This is a genomic window from Paraburkholderia ginsengiterrae, assembly GCF_001645125.1.
Taxonomy (GTDB): Bacteria; Pseudomonadota; Gammaproteobacteria; order Burkholderiales; family Burkholderiaceae; genus Paraburkholderia; species Paraburkholderia ginsengiterrae.
Genome location: NZ_LXKA01000110.1, coordinates 278,137 through 292,971, shown reverse-complemented (window position 1 = coordinate 292,971; position 14,835 = coordinate 278,137). Strand labels below are relative to the sequence as shown.

Annotated in this window: 14 protein-coding genes; 6 read left to right on the top strand and 8 right to left on the bottom strand. The window is 64.8% G+C overall.

Translation table 11 applies throughout. The annotated features are described in order from the left end of the window. The first annotated feature begins 22 nt into the window (after positions 1–22). Genes gspL through A6V37_RS09410 form a run of 3 tightly spaced genes read left to right on the top strand, consistent with a single transcriptional unit; the run spans position 23 to position 2,722 of the window. On the top strand, positions 23–1,420 hold the full coding sequence (gene gspL, locus A6V37_RS09420; RefSeq protein ID WP_064266987.1) for a type II secretion system protein GspL: 1,398 nt from the start codon (positions 23–25) through the stop codon (positions 1,418–1,420). Further along, positions 1,417–1,920, top strand: coding sequence for a type II secretion system protein M (locus A6V37_RS09415; RefSeq protein ID WP_064266986.1), 504 nt, complete (start codon positions 1,417–1,419; stop codon positions 1,918–1,920). Before gspL ends, A6V37_RS09415 begins: the two co-directional genes overlap by 4 nt. Positions 1,921–1,942: 22 nt before the next feature. Further along, positions 1,943–2,722, top strand: a complete 780-nt coding sequence (locus A6V37_RS09410) for a type II secretion system protein N (protein WP_064266985.1) — start codon at positions 1,943–1,945, stop codon at positions 2,720–2,722. A 97-nt stretch (positions 2,723–2,819) separates the two neighbouring features. On the opposite strand, the gene A6V37_RS09405 is transcribed toward A6V37_RS09410, so the two are convergent. Further along, entirely contained in the window at positions 2,820–4,397 is a 1,578-nt protein-coding gene (locus A6V37_RS09405; protein ID WP_064285936.1) for an efflux transporter outer membrane subunit, read from the bottom strand. A 215-nt stretch (positions 4,398–4,612) separates the two neighbouring features. Beyond that, positions 4,613–4,975: a hypothetical protein gene (locus A6V37_RS09400; protein WP_064266983.1), complete on the bottom strand. Its 363-nt coding sequence runs from the start codon at positions 4,973–4,975 to the stop codon at positions 4,613–4,615. Positions 4,976–5,227: 252 nt separating this feature from the next. Here A6V37_RS09400 and A6V37_RS09395 point away from each other — a divergent pair, with 252 nt between their 5' ends. Both A6V37_RS09395 and A6V37_RS09390 read left to right on the top strand, forming a co-directional pair. Then, positions 5,228–5,770, top strand: coding sequence for a MarR family winged helix-turn-helix transcriptional regulator (locus A6V37_RS09395; RefSeq protein WP_064266982.1), 543 nt, complete (start codon positions 5,228–5,230; stop codon positions 5,768–5,770). A gap of 138 nt (positions 5,771–5,908) precedes the next feature. After that, positions 5,909–7,471 carry a DHA2 family efflux MFS transporter permease subunit gene (locus tag A6V37_RS09390; protein ID WP_064266981.1) on the top strand — a complete coding sequence of 521 codons (1,563 nt, stop codon included), beginning with the start codon at positions 5,909–5,911 and terminating at the stop codon, positions 7,469–7,471. A 12-nt stretch (positions 7,472–7,483) separates the two neighbouring features. Here the strand turns inward: A6V37_RS09390 and A6V37_RS09385 are convergent, their stop codons facing one another. From A6V37_RS09385 to ada, 4 genes are all read right to left on the bottom strand, one after another. Then, the gene (locus A6V37_RS09385; RefSeq protein ID WP_064266980.1) at positions 7,484–7,984 is read right to left on the bottom strand and encodes a hypothetical protein; all 501 of its coding nucleotides are present in this window, start codon (positions 7,982–7,984) and stop codon (positions 7,484–7,486) included. A gap of 214 nt (positions 7,985–8,198) precedes the next feature. Then, the gene (gene gshA / locus A6V37_RS09380; protein WP_064285935.1) at positions 8,199–9,815 is read right to left on the bottom strand and encodes a glutamate--cysteine ligase; all 1,617 of its coding nucleotides are present in this window, start codon (positions 9,813–9,815) and stop codon (positions 8,199–8,201) included. A 244-nt stretch (positions 9,816–10,059) separates the two neighbouring features. After that, positions 10,060–10,977 (bottom strand): DNA-3-methyladenine glycosylase family protein, encoded by a 918-nt coding sequence (locus A6V37_RS09375; protein WP_064266978.1) that lies wholly within the window; start codon positions 10,975–10,977, stop codon positions 10,060–10,062. Beyond that, on the bottom strand, positions 10,974–12,143 hold the full coding sequence (ada, locus tag A6V37_RS09370) for a bifunctional DNA-binding transcriptional regulator/O6-methylguanine-DNA methyltransferase Ada (protein ID WP_064285934.1): 1,170 nt from the start codon (positions 12,141–12,143) through the stop codon (positions 10,974–10,976). The genes A6V37_RS09375 and ada overlap by 4 nt, the downstream gene beginning before the upstream one ends. 394 nt (positions 12,144–12,537) lie before the next feature. Here ada and A6V37_RS09365 point away from each other — a divergent pair, with 394 nt between their 5' ends. Next, a complete protein-coding gene (locus A6V37_RS09365; protein WP_064266976.1) occupies positions 12,538–12,963 on the top strand; it encodes a VOC family protein in 426 nt (141 codons plus the stop codon). A 20-nt stretch (positions 12,964–12,983) separates the two neighbouring features. Here A6V37_RS09365 and A6V37_RS09360 read toward each other — a convergent pair whose 3' ends face one another. Then, positions 12,984–13,538, bottom strand: coding sequence for a YaeQ family protein (locus A6V37_RS09360; RefSeq protein WP_064267194.1), 555 nt, complete (start codon positions 13,536–13,538; stop codon positions 12,984–12,986). Between the two features lie 145 nt (positions 13,539–13,683). Further along, positions 13,684–14,661, bottom strand: coding sequence for a LysR family transcriptional regulator (locus A6V37_RS09355; RefSeq protein ID WP_064266975.1), 978 nt, complete (start codon positions 14,659–14,661; stop codon positions 13,684–13,686). Between the last annotated feature and the right edge of the window lie 174 nt (positions 14,662–14,835).

Sequence of the window (14,835 nt, the reverse complement as noted above, 5' to 3'; positions counted from 1 at the left end):
CCTTTCCCAGAGAGAGTGGCCTTTGAGCACGCTGATCGTTCTACTGCCGCCGCGTGATCCGGCGGTGCCATCGCAGGAATGGCAACTGCCCGAGCTGCCGTTTCTGCTGCTCGACAAGTCGGGCCGCACCCAGCGCGCCGGCCGCTCGGCGCTCGCGCTGCTGCCGCGCGCCTCGACCACGGTGCTGATGGTCGCCGCACGCGACCTGCTGATGATGCCCGCCACCCTGCCGCCGTTGCGCGGCCCGCGGCTGCGTCAGGCATTGCCCAATATCGTCGAGGATCAACTGATCCAGGATCCGCAGACCTGTCACATCGCCGTCGATCCGCAACCGGCCGTGGGCGGCCGGCAACTGCTGGCGATTATCGACCGCGGCTGGTTCCGCTTTATCTGCGAATCGTTCTCTGCCGCCGGCCATCGCAGCTTGCGCGCGGTGCCCGTCACGCGCTGCCTGCCGCAGGCGCTTGCGCTTGGCACATCCGCGAAAGTCGTGGAATTGGCCACCGCAGGCGAGCCGGTCATGGCGGATGCCGCCGGCGGGGTGGCGTCTGCGGCGGACGAGGCGGCTTTGCCGCCGATGGTCGCCGCCGTGCTCGGCGCCGTGGTCCAGACTGCACCGGTCATGCTGCTCGAAGGCGCGGTCGAGTCCAACGGGGACAGATTGGTGCCGCGCGTCGAATTGGCGATCGCACGCGGCATGCAGGGCGAAGGGCTGGCCGTGCCGGCCAATGCAGTGAACGCGACGCTCGGCGCGCTGGCCGGCGCGGCGCCGGTTTCGCTGCACATGCTCACCGAAGTGCCCGGCAACGAGCCGAGCCTCGCGACGAATAGCCCGGCGCGCCTCGCTGCGCATATCCACGGCGCCAGCCCAATGCCGTTCGAGCAACTCGCGCGGCGCGCGCTGGAGTGCCGCTTCGACCTGTGCCAGTTCGAGTTCGCCTCGCAGCCGTGGCGGCTCGACCGCGCGACGCTGAGGCGTCTGCGCCTGCCGGTGCTGCTCGCGGTGGGCGCGTTGCTGATCGCGATTGTCGGCGCGAATGTGCAGTGGCTGATGCTCTCGCGCCAACGCGACGCGATCAGTACGCAGATGACCGAGCTGCTGCTCAATACCTTCCCCAAGACGACGGTCGTGCTCGATGCGCCCGGCCAGATGTCTCGCCAGTTGCAGCAGTTGCGCGTCGCGGCGGGCGAGTTGTCGCCGGACGACTTCCTGCCGCTCGCCGACGGCGTCGCGCGCTCGCTGGGGACGGTGCCGGTCAACGGCATCGCCGCGCTCGATTATCACGACCGGCGGCTCGATGTCACCTTCAAGCCTGAGATCAAGGTCGATCCGGACTTCTCCAAGCGCCTCGCGCGCAACGGGCTCTCTGGCGCGATCGACAGCAATACCGGCAAGTGGACCATCAGGAACGGACAATGAAAGCTGAACTCGCCCAAACCTGGGCTGGATTCTGGGAGCAGCGCAGCGAGCGCGAAAAAACGCTGCTGACGTGGGGCGGCGGCATCCTCGCCGTGGTGATCGCGTGGTCGGTGCTGTGGGCGCCGGCGCAGGAAGGCCGCGCGCATCTGCGTGAGTCGCTGCCCGCCTTGCAGCGGCAACTGGCGCAGATGACCGCGCAGTCGAACGAAGCGCGTCAGCTGTCGGCGGCGGCACAAGGCGTCGCGCCGACCGGTGCCGCGCTGAAGGACGCGCTGAGCGCGTCGCTCAACGATCACGGCCTGGCGGCGGTCCAGGTGCAGGTGATCGGCAACGTGGTGCAGATCCAGTTGAAGAACGCGTCGTTTCCGGCGTGGACGAACTGGCTCGACGACGTGCGCAAGCAGTTCAAGGTGCAGGTCTCGGAGGCGCACGCAACCGCGCTCAAGGAAGACGGCCAGGTGGATCTGACGGCATCGCTGCAGCCGTCGACCGCGAAATAACCGCGCCGTCACAGGAATTCGCATGAGCTACTGGATGCGGCGCTTGCGCGTCGCGCTTCCCTGGCTGGTGATCGCGGTGCTGTCGGCCGCGGTCGTGATGCTGACGCTGTTGCCGGCCGCGTGGATTACGCCGCAGTTCGCCCGGCAGACGCGTGGTCACGTCAATCTCGTCGATCCGGCCGGTTCGCTCTGGCACGGCTCCGCCACGCTGATGCTGGCCGCCGGCTCCGACATGAGCGCCGCGACGCTGCTGCCAGGACGCATCGAATGGCATACGGCATTCTGGCCGCTTTTCATCGGCCGGGTGCGGATGACCATGCGGCAGAGCGAAGCCATGCCGGAGCCGATCACCGTCGACGCCACACCGCGTACCGCCACGGTCACATCGGGCGCGATCACCGTGCCGGCGTCGCTGCTGAGCGGGCTGGGTGCGCCTTTCAACACGCTGGATCTGCAGGGCGATGTGCAGCTGTCGTGGTCCGACTGGCGAAGCTTCAACCGAGAAGCGTTCGGGCAACTGACCGTCACGCTGACCAATGTCAGCTCGCGCGTCTCGCTGGTCAAGCCGCTGGGGTCGTACCGCGTGGTGTTTCAGGCCGAGGGCGCCTCGTCCACACTCGATCTGACGACGACCAAAGGGCCGCTCACGCTGACCGGCAATGGCACGGTGTCGGCGGGCTCCACGTCGTTTCATGGGACGGCGAGCGCGGCGCCGGAGGCGCGCGATAACCTCGCGGGGTTGCTGAATCTTCTGGGACGGCCAAGCGGTCCGGATACGGTCGCGCTCACGTTCGTACACTGAGGTACGGGACCGACGCACGCCAGCGCCATGAAAAAAAGAGGCATGACCGCATTCCGCGAGCATGCCTCTTTTGTTTTGCCCCGACGGGTGGCGCTGCCTATTGGCTTTGCGTCGGCGCCTGCGAAGGAGGCGTCGCCCCGCTCTGCGCGACGGGCACCGGCGATGACGCCGGCACAGGCGCCGGCGCCGCCACATCGCCCGTTTCGCGATTCATCTGCGACACGTCCCAGCCGCCGCCCAGCGCCTTCACCAGACCCACCGACGAGACCATCCGCTGCCCGGCGATGTTCTCGAGCTTCTGCTCGGCAGTGAAAGCGGTGGTTTGCGCCGTCAGCACGTTGACATAGCCGACCGTGCCCGCCTTGTACTCGTTCGTGACGATCGCCAGCGCCTGGCGTGCGGATTCCACCGCCTGCCGCTGCACGACGATTTCCTGTTCGAGGATGCGTTGCGAAGCGAGGTTGTCCTCGACGTCCTGGAATGCGGCCAGCACCGTTTGACGGTAGGTCGCCACGTTACCGTCGTACGCCGCGCGGGCGGCGTCATTTTTGGCCTGACGCAGACCGGCGTCGAATAGCGTTTCGGCAAGTTGCGGGCCAAGCGTCCAGAAGCGCGACGGCGCGGTCAGCAACTGTGAGAACACCGAACTTTCGAAGCCGCCCGTGGCCGACAGCGTGAGCGACGGGAAGAAGGCGGCAATCGCGACGCCAATCTGTTCGTTCGCGGCTGCGGCCTTGCGTTCCGCCGACGCGATATCCGGACGCCGTTCGAGCAGCGCGGACGGCATCTGCGCCGGCACGGCGGGCGGCGTCGCGGTGAGCGGCATAGGCGGAATCGAAAAGGTCGAGGCCGGCTGGCCGACCAGCACGGCGATGGCGTGCTCGTCCTGAGCGCGCTGGATACCGTTGTCGATCGCGGCTGCCTGCGCGGATTGCAATTGCGTTTGCGCCTGAATCACGTCGGAGCGGGCGGCCACGCCGGCCGCGTACTGGTTTTGCGTGAGCTGCAGCGAGCGCTGATAGGCCGCGACAGTGTCGTCGAGCAATTTTTGCGTGGAATCGAGCGCGCGCAGCGAGAAGTAGGTTTGCGCGAGCGTGGCCTGCGCGGACAGCCGTGCATTCGCCAGATCCGCGGCGGCGCTTTGCTGGCCGGCTTTCTGCGAGTTGACCGAGCGGGTGACCGAGCCCCAGAGATCCGGCTCCCAGCTGGCGTCGAGCTGCACGTTGAAGCTGTTGTTGACGCCGGAACGGCTGGTGGCGGTGGTCGAGTTGCCGCCGGAGGACGAGCCGTTGCCCGAGCGCGTCGCGCCCGCCGAGGCGCCGATGGTCGGGAAGTAGGCGGCCCGTGCCTCGCCGACCAGCGCGCGTGCCTGCCGGTACGCGGCGGCGAACTGGGCGATGGTCTGATTCGCGGTATTGAGCTGGTCTTCGAGCGCGTTGAGCTGCGGGTCTTCGTAAATGCTCCACCAGTTACCGCGATCGTGCTGATCGGCCGGTTCGGCGACTTTCCAGCCGGGCGCGGCTTCCTTGTACGACGCGGGAATCTCGGCGGACGGCCGTTTGTAGTCGGGGCCGACCACACAGGCGCTCAGCAGGGTGGCGAGGGCCGCCACCACCGCGATAGTCATGACGCGAGGCGCAAGCGATCGCACGCGCGCGGTTCGATAAGACTGCATGCAATGAATTCCTTCGGGACGCCGCGGTGCGGACAATGGCGGCACCGCCGGCCGGGCGAGATCATGGTCTGCCGGCATGTTAGCGTATGAGCCCGCTTGGGCGCGGGAAACCGAAAGGTTAATGCGAGGAGCGATGCAGGTGTGTTACCGAGGATAACGCGATGGTTACGCGCTGTTACCGGACAGGCGGCCGCTCAGCCCGCCGGTAAGTCCGTTTAAACCCGCGATTCTGTCGACGTCGCCTGCCGGGCAAGCTTTCCGGCCGCGGCACGGCAAGGCGCATCGCCACGCGCCTGGCAGGCGGTTGGATGTTTGTCGGCGCCGATAGCCGGAACAGCTGTGTTCACCGTTGGGACCGATGCCGGCACCGACTTGACCTTTGCCGGCGTGTCGCCCTTCTGCCCCCGTCGATGCTCCACCCACGCCAGCACCGCCACGCCCACCGATCCGCCGGGCAACACGAACAACACGGCGAACAACGCGAGTTTCCACCAGCGGCGCGGGCCTTGGAAGCTGTTCAGTGCGGAATCGGTCAGGGAGCGGCTCAGGCCGCCAAGCGTGTTTTTGAGGTACAGCATCGGGAACATCCTTTGTACATGCCGCGCTCGCGGCGTGCAGGCAATCGGTCAGAACATAGTCTCGGGTGGCGCAGATCGCGCGTAACTCGTTGCCTGTCATAATATTGACTATGCAATTAAATTTCAAGATACTTGGCCTCGTATGAAGCTGCGGTGTTGTTTTTCCGCTGTTCGCTCTACGTGAAATCCAGTTTGACTTGCCTGCTTAGGCAGCTAAAATCCGTTCTGCTCGACGATGTTCCTGGAAACACAATGACTGATGGCCCCTACAAGGCAGACGAGATTGATCTCGAATCGAGTCTTGGCTACTACCTGACGAAAGCGCGCAATGTGCTGGTCGAGCGCACGGACCGCGCGGTCAAACCGCTGGGGCTGACCACGCAGCAGATTGGCGTGATTCTGATGCTTTCGTCGCGACGCGCAAGCACACCGTTCGAGCTGTCGCGCGCCATGTCCTACGACAGCGGTTCAATGACGCGTCTGCTCGATCGCCTTGAAAAGAAAGGCTTTATCGTGCGCACGCGCAGCGATACCGATCGCCGGATGGTGAAGCTGGAGTTGACGCCGCAAGGCCACGAAGCCGCGCAACTGCTGCCCGGCCTGGGTGCCGAAGTCCTGAACGAGCAGTTGCGCGGGTTTTCTGTTGCGGAGCACGCCACGCTGATCGACCTGCTCGGCCGTTTCATCGCGAACGGTATCGACGCAGGCGCAAGCGCGGCCTGCGGAGTGGGGCCGCAGCACGAATCGCCCGACGAATTACCCGAAGAGTCGCCGCTGAAACGCGGCGAGCAATAAGCCAGAAAGCGCGCCCTTGCGCGCATGATTGTTTGACGATATCTGTCTGGGCAGAGAGTGATGTGGCATGTAAGCGCACCCGTCAGTGGATGCGATAAAGCTGCCGCGACAAGCTTTCCCGGCTGAGGAGAAGAATCCATGAATGCCACGGCTTCCGCCGCTGCCCTGCCCGCCGCCGAACCGGCTTCGCTCAAAGGCGGTGCGCTGGCCTTGCTGACGGTCGGTCTCGCGCTCGGCACCTTTATGGAGGTGCTCGACACGTCGATTGCGAACGTCGCAGTGCCGACCATTTCCGGCAGCCTCGGTGTGGCGACCAGCCAGGGCACCTGGGTGATCTCGTCGTATTCGGTCGCCTCGGCGATCGCCGTGCCGTTGACGGGCTGGCTCGCGCGGCGCGTCGGCGAAGTGCGCCTGTTCACGTTGTCCGTGCTGCTGTTCACGATCGCTTCGGCGCTATGCGGTTTCGCGCACAACTTCGAGTCGCTGATCGCATTCCGGCTGGTGCAAGGGCTTGTGTCCGGGCCGATGGTCCCGCTCTCGCAGACCATTCTGATGCGCTCGTATCCGCCGGAAAAACGCGGCCTCGCGCTGGGTCTCTGGGCAATGACCGTGATTTGCGCCCCCATCTTCGGCCCCGTGATGGGCGGCTACATTACGGACAACTTCACGTGGCCGTGGATTTTCTACATCAATGTGCCGATCGGCCTGTTCTCGGCGGTGTGCGCGTTTCTGCTGCTGCGCGGACGCGAGACGAAGATCACTCAACAGCGCATTGACGCGGTGGGTCTGGTGCTGCTCGTGACAGGCGTGTCGTGTCTGCAGATGATGCTCGACCTCGGCAAGGATCGCGACTGGTTCAACTCGCCCTTCATCGTTACGCTGGCGGTGATTGCGCTGGTGGCGATCGCCTTCATGCTGGTGTGGGAGATGACGGAGAAAGAGCCGGTTGTCGATCTCTCGCTGTTCAAAGATCGCAACTTCGCGCTCGGCGTGGTGATCATCTCGTTCGGCTTCATGGCCTTTTTCGGCTCGGTGGTGATTTTCCCGCTCTGGCTGCAAACCGTGATGGGTTACACCGCGGGGCTGGCGGGTCTTGCGACCGCGCCGGTCGGTTTGCTCGCGCTGTTCCTCTCGCCGATGATCGGCAAGAACATGCACCGGCTGAATCTGCGCGTGGTGGCGAGCTTTGCGTTCATCGTGTTCGCCTTCGTGTCGTTCTGGAACTCGACGTTTACGCTCGACGTGCCGTTCAATCACGTGATCTGGCCGCGGCTCGTCCAAGGCATCGGCGTGGCGTGCTTCTTCGTGCCGATGACCACCATCACCCTCTCAAGCGTGCCGGATGAACGGCTGGCGAGTGCGTCCGGACTGTCCAATTTCTTCAGAACGTTGTCGGGGGCGATCGGCACGGCCATTAGCACGACGTACTGGGAGAACGACACGATCTACCATCACGCGATGCTGACGGACTCGGTCAATGTGTACTCCTCCAATACCAACGCTTATACCGATGCGCTAGCCGGCATCGGGCTCTCCGGCGATGGCCTCACCGCGCAGCTGAACCAGGTGGTGACCGCTCAGGCCTATATGATGGCCACCAACGATTTTTTCCGCATCTCGTGCGCGGCGTTTCTGGTGCTCGCGATGCTGGTCTGGATTACCAAGCCGCGCAAGGGTGTGGGGCCGTCGATGGGGCATTGATTCGCGCCGAAATCACTGCGACAGGGCTTCGCCATTCGTTGGCGGAATCGATTGCCCTTGCGACGCCTCCGGATGCGTGGTCGCCGGTGCGGGCTGCGAGGGCTTGGCGCCAGTCTGCGGCGCACTTGCAGCCGCGCCCCGCACGTATTGCTTGAAGTCGGCGCCGGCTTCCCACGGATTCGGCTTGCAGCCCATCGCGCCGTCGCAATGCGCGGCAAAGCCGATGGTGGCGGTGCCGTCCGGATTCGCGGCGCGTGTGATCTGATACGCCAGCGCACGCTTGCCGCCGTCGGGTCCGGCAGTCTGGATCAGCGTGTCGGTCGAGGCTTCGATCGCGTATGTCGCGTGGCTCGTCACCCACGTGTGCGCCCGTTGCCACCAGACCTCGCATTCGGCCTTGTTCGAACACGTCAACGGCGTTGTTGCGATCTGCATGACGTTCGGATCGACCTGGCCTTGTGTCGAACACCCCGCCGCCGCGACGCACAGTACGGCTAACAGAGTCTTTTTCATCACCTTTCTTCCTCCCTCTGTGGAACGCGTCCTATCTGTTTGGACCGTGGGGCCGGGGAGGTGTTTCATCTGCCTCAGAGAATCGCCGGAACGCACGGAATATTTGCCGATAGCGTTCGAGGCTGTACGTCGCATGACGTAGCCGTTACCTGTGCGCAATAAAAAAAGCGGCCAGGTAGGCCGCTCTTTCGTCACACGCATACGCGCGCAGGTTTCAGACGCTGAAGCGGTTCAACGTGTAGGCGCGGTAAGCCGCGACAAATGCGTCGAACGAACCGACTTCTTCCTGCTCGAGCTTCGCCTGTTCAGCGAGCGACCGCTCAGCGAGGTCGGTGAACTCCTTCATCTGCTCGGCATCCAGCGGACGCGACCGGAAGTAGGCGGCGTGCGCTTCGCTTTGCTCGAGTCCGAATGCGAGGAAGCTCTGCTGTTTCTCACGCATGGTCTGCAGCACACGCGCCGACGGCGTGAGTGACGCATCCGCCAGCTTCGCGCGCTGAACCGCGACGGCGCGGGCGTGCGCATCGCCGCCGTGCAAACTGTCGAGTGCGGCCGCTGCTGCGTCGATCTTGCTCAGCAATTGATTCGCCCAATCGATCATCGCGACCGGTTGACCGTCGCGTGTCAGTTCGAGGCCGGGCTTGCGCCCTTCCATCGTGACGCGGCTGAAGTTCTGATTGGCTTCAGTGTAGGCGTCCGGAGGCAACGGCGCGCTGTCGTCGAGCGCGCAGACCAGCAGATAGGCGTCAAGAAAGCGTGACGTTTCCAGCGAAATGCCGGTCGGCTCGAACGGGTCGATATCCATGCAACGCACTTCCACGTATTGCACACCGCGCGCGGCCAGCGCATGGAGCGGCCGCTCGCCCGGATACGTGACGCGCTTCGGGCGGATCGTCGAGTAGAACTCGTTTTCGATCTGCAATACGTTCGTGTTGATCTGCACCCACTCGCCGTCGCGCTGCGTGCCGATCGCCTCATAGGCGGGATACGGCTGGCTCACGGCTTTGGCGAGCGCGTCGAGATAGCCCGGCAGCGTGTTGTAGTCGGCGTGCAGCGCCGCCTGCGCCGTGGTGTTCGAGTAGCCGAGGTCGCTCATGCGCAGACTGGTCGCGTAGGGGCGGTAGAGCGTGTCGGCGTCGAAGGTTTCGAGCGAGTGCTGGCGATCGCGGATAAAACGGCGATCCAGCGCCGGCGACGCACCGAACAGATACATCAGCAGCCAGTTGGTGCGGCGGAAATTGCGGATCAGCGCGAGATAGCGGTCGGACTGGAAATCGACGGCGTTCGCGGTGGATTGCTGGTCCGCATGCAGCAGCCGCCACACTTCTTCGTTTAGCGAATAGTTGTAGTGGATGCCGGCAATGCACTGCATGGTGCGGCCGTAACGCAGCGCGAGGCCCATGCGATACACGTACTTCAGCTTGCCGATGTTCGAGCTGCCATAGCGCGCGATCGGAATGCCGTCATCGCTGTCGGGCAGCAGGCCCGGCATGGAGTTGTTCCACAGGATCTCGTCGCCAAGCCCCGTGTAGACAAAACGATGCAGCGTGTCGAGCTTCTCCAGCGTGAGCGCGACGTCGTGCTCAGCCGGCGTGATCAGTTCGAGCAGCGCTTCGGAATAGTCCGTCGTGAGCGAATGATGCGTGAGCGCCGAGCCGAGCTCGCGCGCATGCGGCGTCAAGGCGAGCTGGCCCTCGTGCGTCACGCGCAGGCTTTCCCTTTCGATGCCGCGCAGGCCCGTAGTCAGCGCGTCGCGCTGCGGGCCCGAGGTCAGCACGGACAGGCTATGCAAGAGCGCATCGGTCGTGCGGGAAGAGGTCGTGTTTGGCATTGAGGCGAGTTCGCTGTTGACGGCCGCCCTGCTTCACAGCTCTGCGCGGTCGACAACGTTCGGTGGAATTTTTCAGTAGCGGGCACTTTAACATCTCGCCAGAACGGCTGCTTGAGGCCGCTTCGGCGGCTCATCGGCACCCCTCGCCCCACCTATTTTCCCGACGAATACGCCTGCTTTGCGGATCGTCACCCTGCCTCTCGACGCACCTTGTGCACGGCTCCCTGCCGAGTGGCCGGCGATGTCAGCCGCCTCGCGCGGCGCCGGCGCGGTCCGCCACTTCGTTCCACAGATGCATCGCCGCATACGCGCGCCACGGCCGCCACGCGTCAGTGCGCATGCGCTGCTGGGCGGGCCGCTGAAGCGCCGGATCGCGCGCGCAGATCGACTGCATCAGCACGAGGTCCCACGCGGGCCATGCGTCGGCATCGCGCCATGCCCGCATCGCCACATACTCGACCGTCCATGGGCCGATGCCGGGCAGCGCGAGCAACGCGGCGCGCAGGCTGTCGGCGTCGGCGGTGCTGCTGTCGACCGGCACGTCGCCGGTTGCGACCGCGTGCGCAAAGCCTTGCAAGGCCGCTACACGCTTCCCCGGCATGCCGATTTGCGCGAGGTCCACCGCGGCCAACGCGGCGGGCGTGGGAAAACGCCATGCGGTGTTCTCATGCGGATGTCCGTCAATGCGTTCACCGGCGCGCTGCACCAGCCGCCCGATGATGGTAGTGGCCGCTTTCACGCTGACCTGCTGGCCGGCGATCGCGCGCACCACCAGTTCGAAGCCCGACCATGCGCCCGGCACGCGCAAGCCGGGTACGGCCTCGACGAGCGGCGCGAGCCACGGATCCGCGGCGAGTCCGGCGCCGATCTTTTTCGGATCGGCGTGCAGGTCGAACATCTTCGCAATCGGCGTAGCGAGCGCGTCGGCGTGACGGCTCGCTGGCCCTTCGATGCTGGCGACCAGACAGCGCTTGCGTGGATGCAGGCGCACGCTCAGCGTGCCGCTGTCGCCGGCCCAGTCGATCGCGCGGCGATACGCGCCGTCTTCCACCGCTTCGACGCCCGGGGTCGCGCGCCCGCCGAAGAAGCGCAGCAGGCGCGGCCAGTCGAGGGGTGGTTTGAACGGTAGTTCGAGTGTGGCGACTTCGTCGAGCGTGCTCACGCGGCGTGGTCCAGTTTGGTCAGGGTGTTGTCCGTGTCAGCCAGAGCCGGTTGGCGGCGCCCGGCCTCGTCGCGCGAAATGTTACCGGCGTGCTGCGCTTCGTTGTCGAGCAGCGCGGCCTTGCGCGGAAGACCCCAGCGATAGCCGGCCAGCGCCCCGCCCTTTTGCACCACCCGATGACAGGGAATCGCCAGCGCCACCGGATTGGTCGCGCACGCGCTCGCCGCCGCCCGCACGGCGCGCGGGGAGCCGACTGCTTCGGCGATTTGCGAGTAGCTGCGGGTCTCGCCGTACGGAATGCGCCGCAGCGCGTCCCATACACGCTGCCGGAACGCCGTCGCGGCGATATCCAGCGGCAGGTCGAAATCCTGGCGGGTGCCGCGCAAATAGGCGTCGATCTGCGCGATGAACGGCGCGAGGCGCTCGACGTCTTCCAGCAGGTCGGCGTTGGCGAATTCGCCGCGCAGGTCGTCGGCGAGCATGGCGGCGTCGTCGCCGAAACCGATCTTGCAGATGCCCTTGTCGGTCGCCGCGACTAGCACAAAGCCGAGCGAGGTAGGCGCGCTGGCATAGCGCACGGTGAGCCCCGCACCCTTGCGCCGATATGCGGACGGCGCCATGCCCAGTTCCGCCGACGCGCTGTCGTACATCCGCGACGGCGAGCCAAAGCCCGCGTCGAGCGTGGCGCGGGTGACGTCCGAGCCGCGCTGAAGCGCATCGCGCAAGGCCGCGCCACGCTGTGCGGCCTGGTATTGACGCGGTGACACGCCGACGACGCGCTTGAACAGACGCTGCAAGTGGAACGGGCTCACGTGCACGGCGTCGCTCAATTGCGCGAGCGTGAGGCGCTGCTGCGGATCGGCGTCCAGCGCGGCGCAGGCGCGATTCACGATTTCCAGTTCGCGCGGCAGGCCGCCCGGCTGGCAACGCTTACAGTCGCGATAGCCCGCGGCACGCGCCGCGGCGGCATCGGCGAAGAAAGCGACATTTTCGCGGCGTGGCTGGCGCGACGCGCACGACGGCCGGCAAAACACGCCAGTCGTTTTGACGGCGTAGAAGAACGCGCCGTCGGCTTGCGGCTCGCGGCGTGTCACGGCGTCCCAGCGCTCGTCGTCGGAAGTCCAGCGGGGCGCGCGGGAGGCGGTATCGGCAAGATTGCGGTTCATGATGGTCTCGAATAGGCGGTGTCGATGCTCACCAATGTAGGCCGCCTGCCAACACAGTACGCTCCGGTTCTTGCTCTGTCATTGCGCTTCCCCGTAGGCCCGAGGCGCCCGCCAGGCAACCGGTTCACCGCAAACTGCGACAATTTGGCCCGATATCGGGTTTTCCCTTAAAAAGTTATTGCGTCGCATCAACCTCGTGTGTATATTAGTACCTGTCTCCTCCATGTCTCCTCCTGATATGGATTCAGCCCGCTCCACATAGAGCGGGCTTTTTTTCGTCCGTACTCTGGGATCTGACCCTCGCCGCGTTTGCACGACTCGCACTCGCAGCCCCGCCCTTTCTTCTACACTGGCTATTCCATCCGTTCGGTGAGCCGGCCAAGGGGCGTTCGACATGAAAATCCACATTCGCGAGATCGATCACATCGTCATTCGGGCAACCAATGTCGAGGCGATGTCGCGCTTCTATTGCGATGTGCTTGGCTGCCGCGTGGAGAAGGAGCAGCGCGAACTGGGCCTGACGCAGTTGCGCGCGGGGCGCTCGCTGATCGATCTGCTGCAGGTCGGCGCCCGGCTCGATCACGCTGAAAACGGCGTGCCCGGCGCGGGGCGGAATATGGATCACGTGTGCCTGCGCATCGAGCCGTTCGACGCCGATGCACTCAAGGCGCACCTGGTCGAACACGGCGCACGGCTGGGCGAACTGGGGCTGCGCTACGGTGCGGACGGGTTTGGGCCGTCGCTATATCTGTTCGACCCGGAGGGCAATATGGTCGAACTCAAGGGGCCGCCGGAAGCGGCGCGGATGACGTCGCTGTAAGCGTTTCCGGCGATCAGACGTCAAGCGTCGGCGGGCGCTTTCAGCACTGTCCAATCGATCTTGACCGCATCGGCTTCGGCGCTGCCGAGCCATGCTTCACCGTCCTGCACGGTGCACTGCAGGCGCATGGTCCGTTCGGCCAGCGCGCCGAGCGACGCGGCGACGTCTTCGCCGAGCGTCCACACCGTCACATTGCGCAGGCGTTCCACCTTGTTGCGCACGCCCTGCCACCAGATGTCCGACGCGCGGCCGCCGTACGCCATCACGATCACGTGGTTGGCGCGGCCGCTTGCTTTGGCAATACGCCGTTCGTCCGGCTGGCCGACTTCGATCCAGGTATCGATCGCGCCGGTCAGATCCTTTTCCCACAGGTCGGGCTCGTCCACGTCAGACAAGCCTTTGCAGAATTCGAGGCGTTCCTGCGCGAACAGCGCGAACGCGGCGACGCGGACCATCATCCGTTCGTCGGTTTCGGAGGGATGGCGGGCGATCGTCAGCGAATGGTCGGCGTAATAGTGCCGGTCCATGTTGGCGATCTGCAGTTCCGCTTTGTAAATCGTCGATTTGAGAGCCATGCCGTTGCTAAACCAGGCGCTCGCTCCGCCGGAGCGAACTGAAAAAGAATCGTCGACGGCACGTTGCCGTTTTCGGTGTTGGTCGTTGTACATCGTTTGCTCCTTCCGCGCCGTTTGCCGGCAGCCATGACCACGGAAGGAGCATTTATCGCGCCATGAGCGGCTCGAAAGTGCTGCCGTAAACCTCGCCAGCCGCTCCCCGCAAGGCTTCGAGCACGACCGAGGCCGCCGGCGAGAGCAGGTGCGACTGGCGCGTGATGATACCGAATGTATCCATCCTGTACGGTAAATCGATCGGTATACGCTTCAAAACGCCGTACTGTTGGTACTGGCGCGCCACTTCGTCAGGCAAAACCGCCAACATGTCGCTTTGCAATAGCAAGCTGGAAATTGCCAGAAAATTGTTCGTATTCACCACATTCTGCGGAGGATTGAGTCCAATCTGCGAAAACATCAGATCAAAGCGATGCCGCAACACGCTGCCCGGCGGGTGCAAAACCCAGCTTGCGTTGACGATTGCGCGCAGTGTCAAACCTGTTTCATTTTCGAGAGGATGCCCGGGACGCGCCACCACGCAGAGCGGTTCGTCGGCGAGCGGTTCATAGCGGACTTCGGTCTTGAACTGGTTCTGCCGCTCCAGCACGCGCCCGATCATGAGATCCAGTTCCCCTTCCGCCAACCGCGGCAGCATCACGTCTGACGTTTCCACCTCGACCCAGATCTGCAACTGCGGGTAGCGCTCCTTCACACCGGCGATCGCGCGCGGCACCATCGTGGCCGCCGCCGCGGCGATCACGCCGATCCGCACCTGGCCCGCGAGACCGGCGCGCAGCGCGGAAATCTCGTCGTGCGCGTGGCTCAGATTGGATAGCACCATGCGGGCGTGGCGGATCATTACCTCGCCGTACAGCGTGGCGTGCATGCCGTGCGGCGTGCGGTCGAACAGGCTCACGCCCAGCATGTCCTCCAGTTCTTTCAGGAGGCGCGACGCCGCGGGCTGGGTCATGCCGAGCACGTCGGCGGCCCGCCGGACGTTGCCCTCCTCGTCCATCGCGGCGAGCAGCAGCAGCTGTCGCGTCTTGAGCCGTGCACGCACGAACCAGTTCGAGTAGCTACGCGTCATGGCGTGTCTCCAGCACGTTTTATTCGAGGCGATCCGGCGCCTTCCGCCGAGCAGTCTGCCTCGACACGACATCCATGATGCCATACCTGAATTGATATCGGGATGGCCTAAAAAGGGATTGGAAAGTTATTGGGCCGGCTCATACCATTCGTGGACTTTCCAGCCTTCTCCACG

Bases quoted from the DNA above. Each gene is read 5' to 3' on its own strand.
- A6V37_RS09415 (WP_064266986.1), top strand. From the start codon at position 1,417: ATGAAAGCTGAACTCGCCCAAACCTGGGCTGGATTCTGGGAGCAGCGC.
- A6V37_RS09410 (WP_064266985.1), top strand. From the start codon at position 1,943: ATGAGCTACTGGATGCGGCGCTTGCGCGTCGCGCTTCCCTGGCTGGTG.
- A6V37_RS09405 (WP_064285936.1), bottom strand. From the start codon at position 4,397: ATGCAGTCTTATCGAACCGCGCGCGTGCGATCGCTTGCGCCTCGCGTC.
- A6V37_RS09400 (WP_064266983.1), bottom strand. From the start codon at position 4,975: ATGCTGTACCTCAAAAACACGCTTGGCGGCCTGAGCCGCTCCCTGACC.
- A6V37_RS09395 (WP_064266982.1), top strand. From the start codon at position 5,228: ATGACTGATGGCCCCTACAAGGCAGACGAGATTGATCTCGAATCGAGT.
- A6V37_RS09390 (WP_064266981.1), top strand. From the start codon at position 5,909: ATGAATGCCACGGCTTCCGCCGCTGCCCTGCCCGCCGCCGAACCGGCT.
- A6V37_RS09385 (WP_064266980.1), bottom strand. From the start codon at position 7,984: ATGAAAAAGACTCTGTTAGCCGTACTGTGCGTCGCGGCGGCGGGGTGT.
- gshA (WP_064285935.1), bottom strand. From the start codon at position 9,815: ATGCCAAACACGACCTCTTCCCGCACGACCGATGCGCTCTTGCATAGC.
- ada (WP_064285934.1), bottom strand. From the start codon at position 12,143: ATGAACCGCAATCTTGCCGATACCGCCTCCCGCGCGCCCCGCTGGACT.
- A6V37_RS09365 (WP_064266976.1), top strand. From the start codon at position 12,538: ATGAAAATCCACATTCGCGAGATCGATCACATCGTCATTCGGGCAACC.
- A6V37_RS09360 (WP_064267194.1), bottom strand. From the start codon at position 13,538: ATGGCTCTCAAATCGACGATTTACAAAGCGGAACTGCAGATCGCCAAC.
- A6V37_RS09355 (WP_064266975.1), bottom strand. From the start codon at position 14,661: ATGACGCGTAGCTACTCGAACTGGTTCGTGCGTGCACGGCTCAAGACG.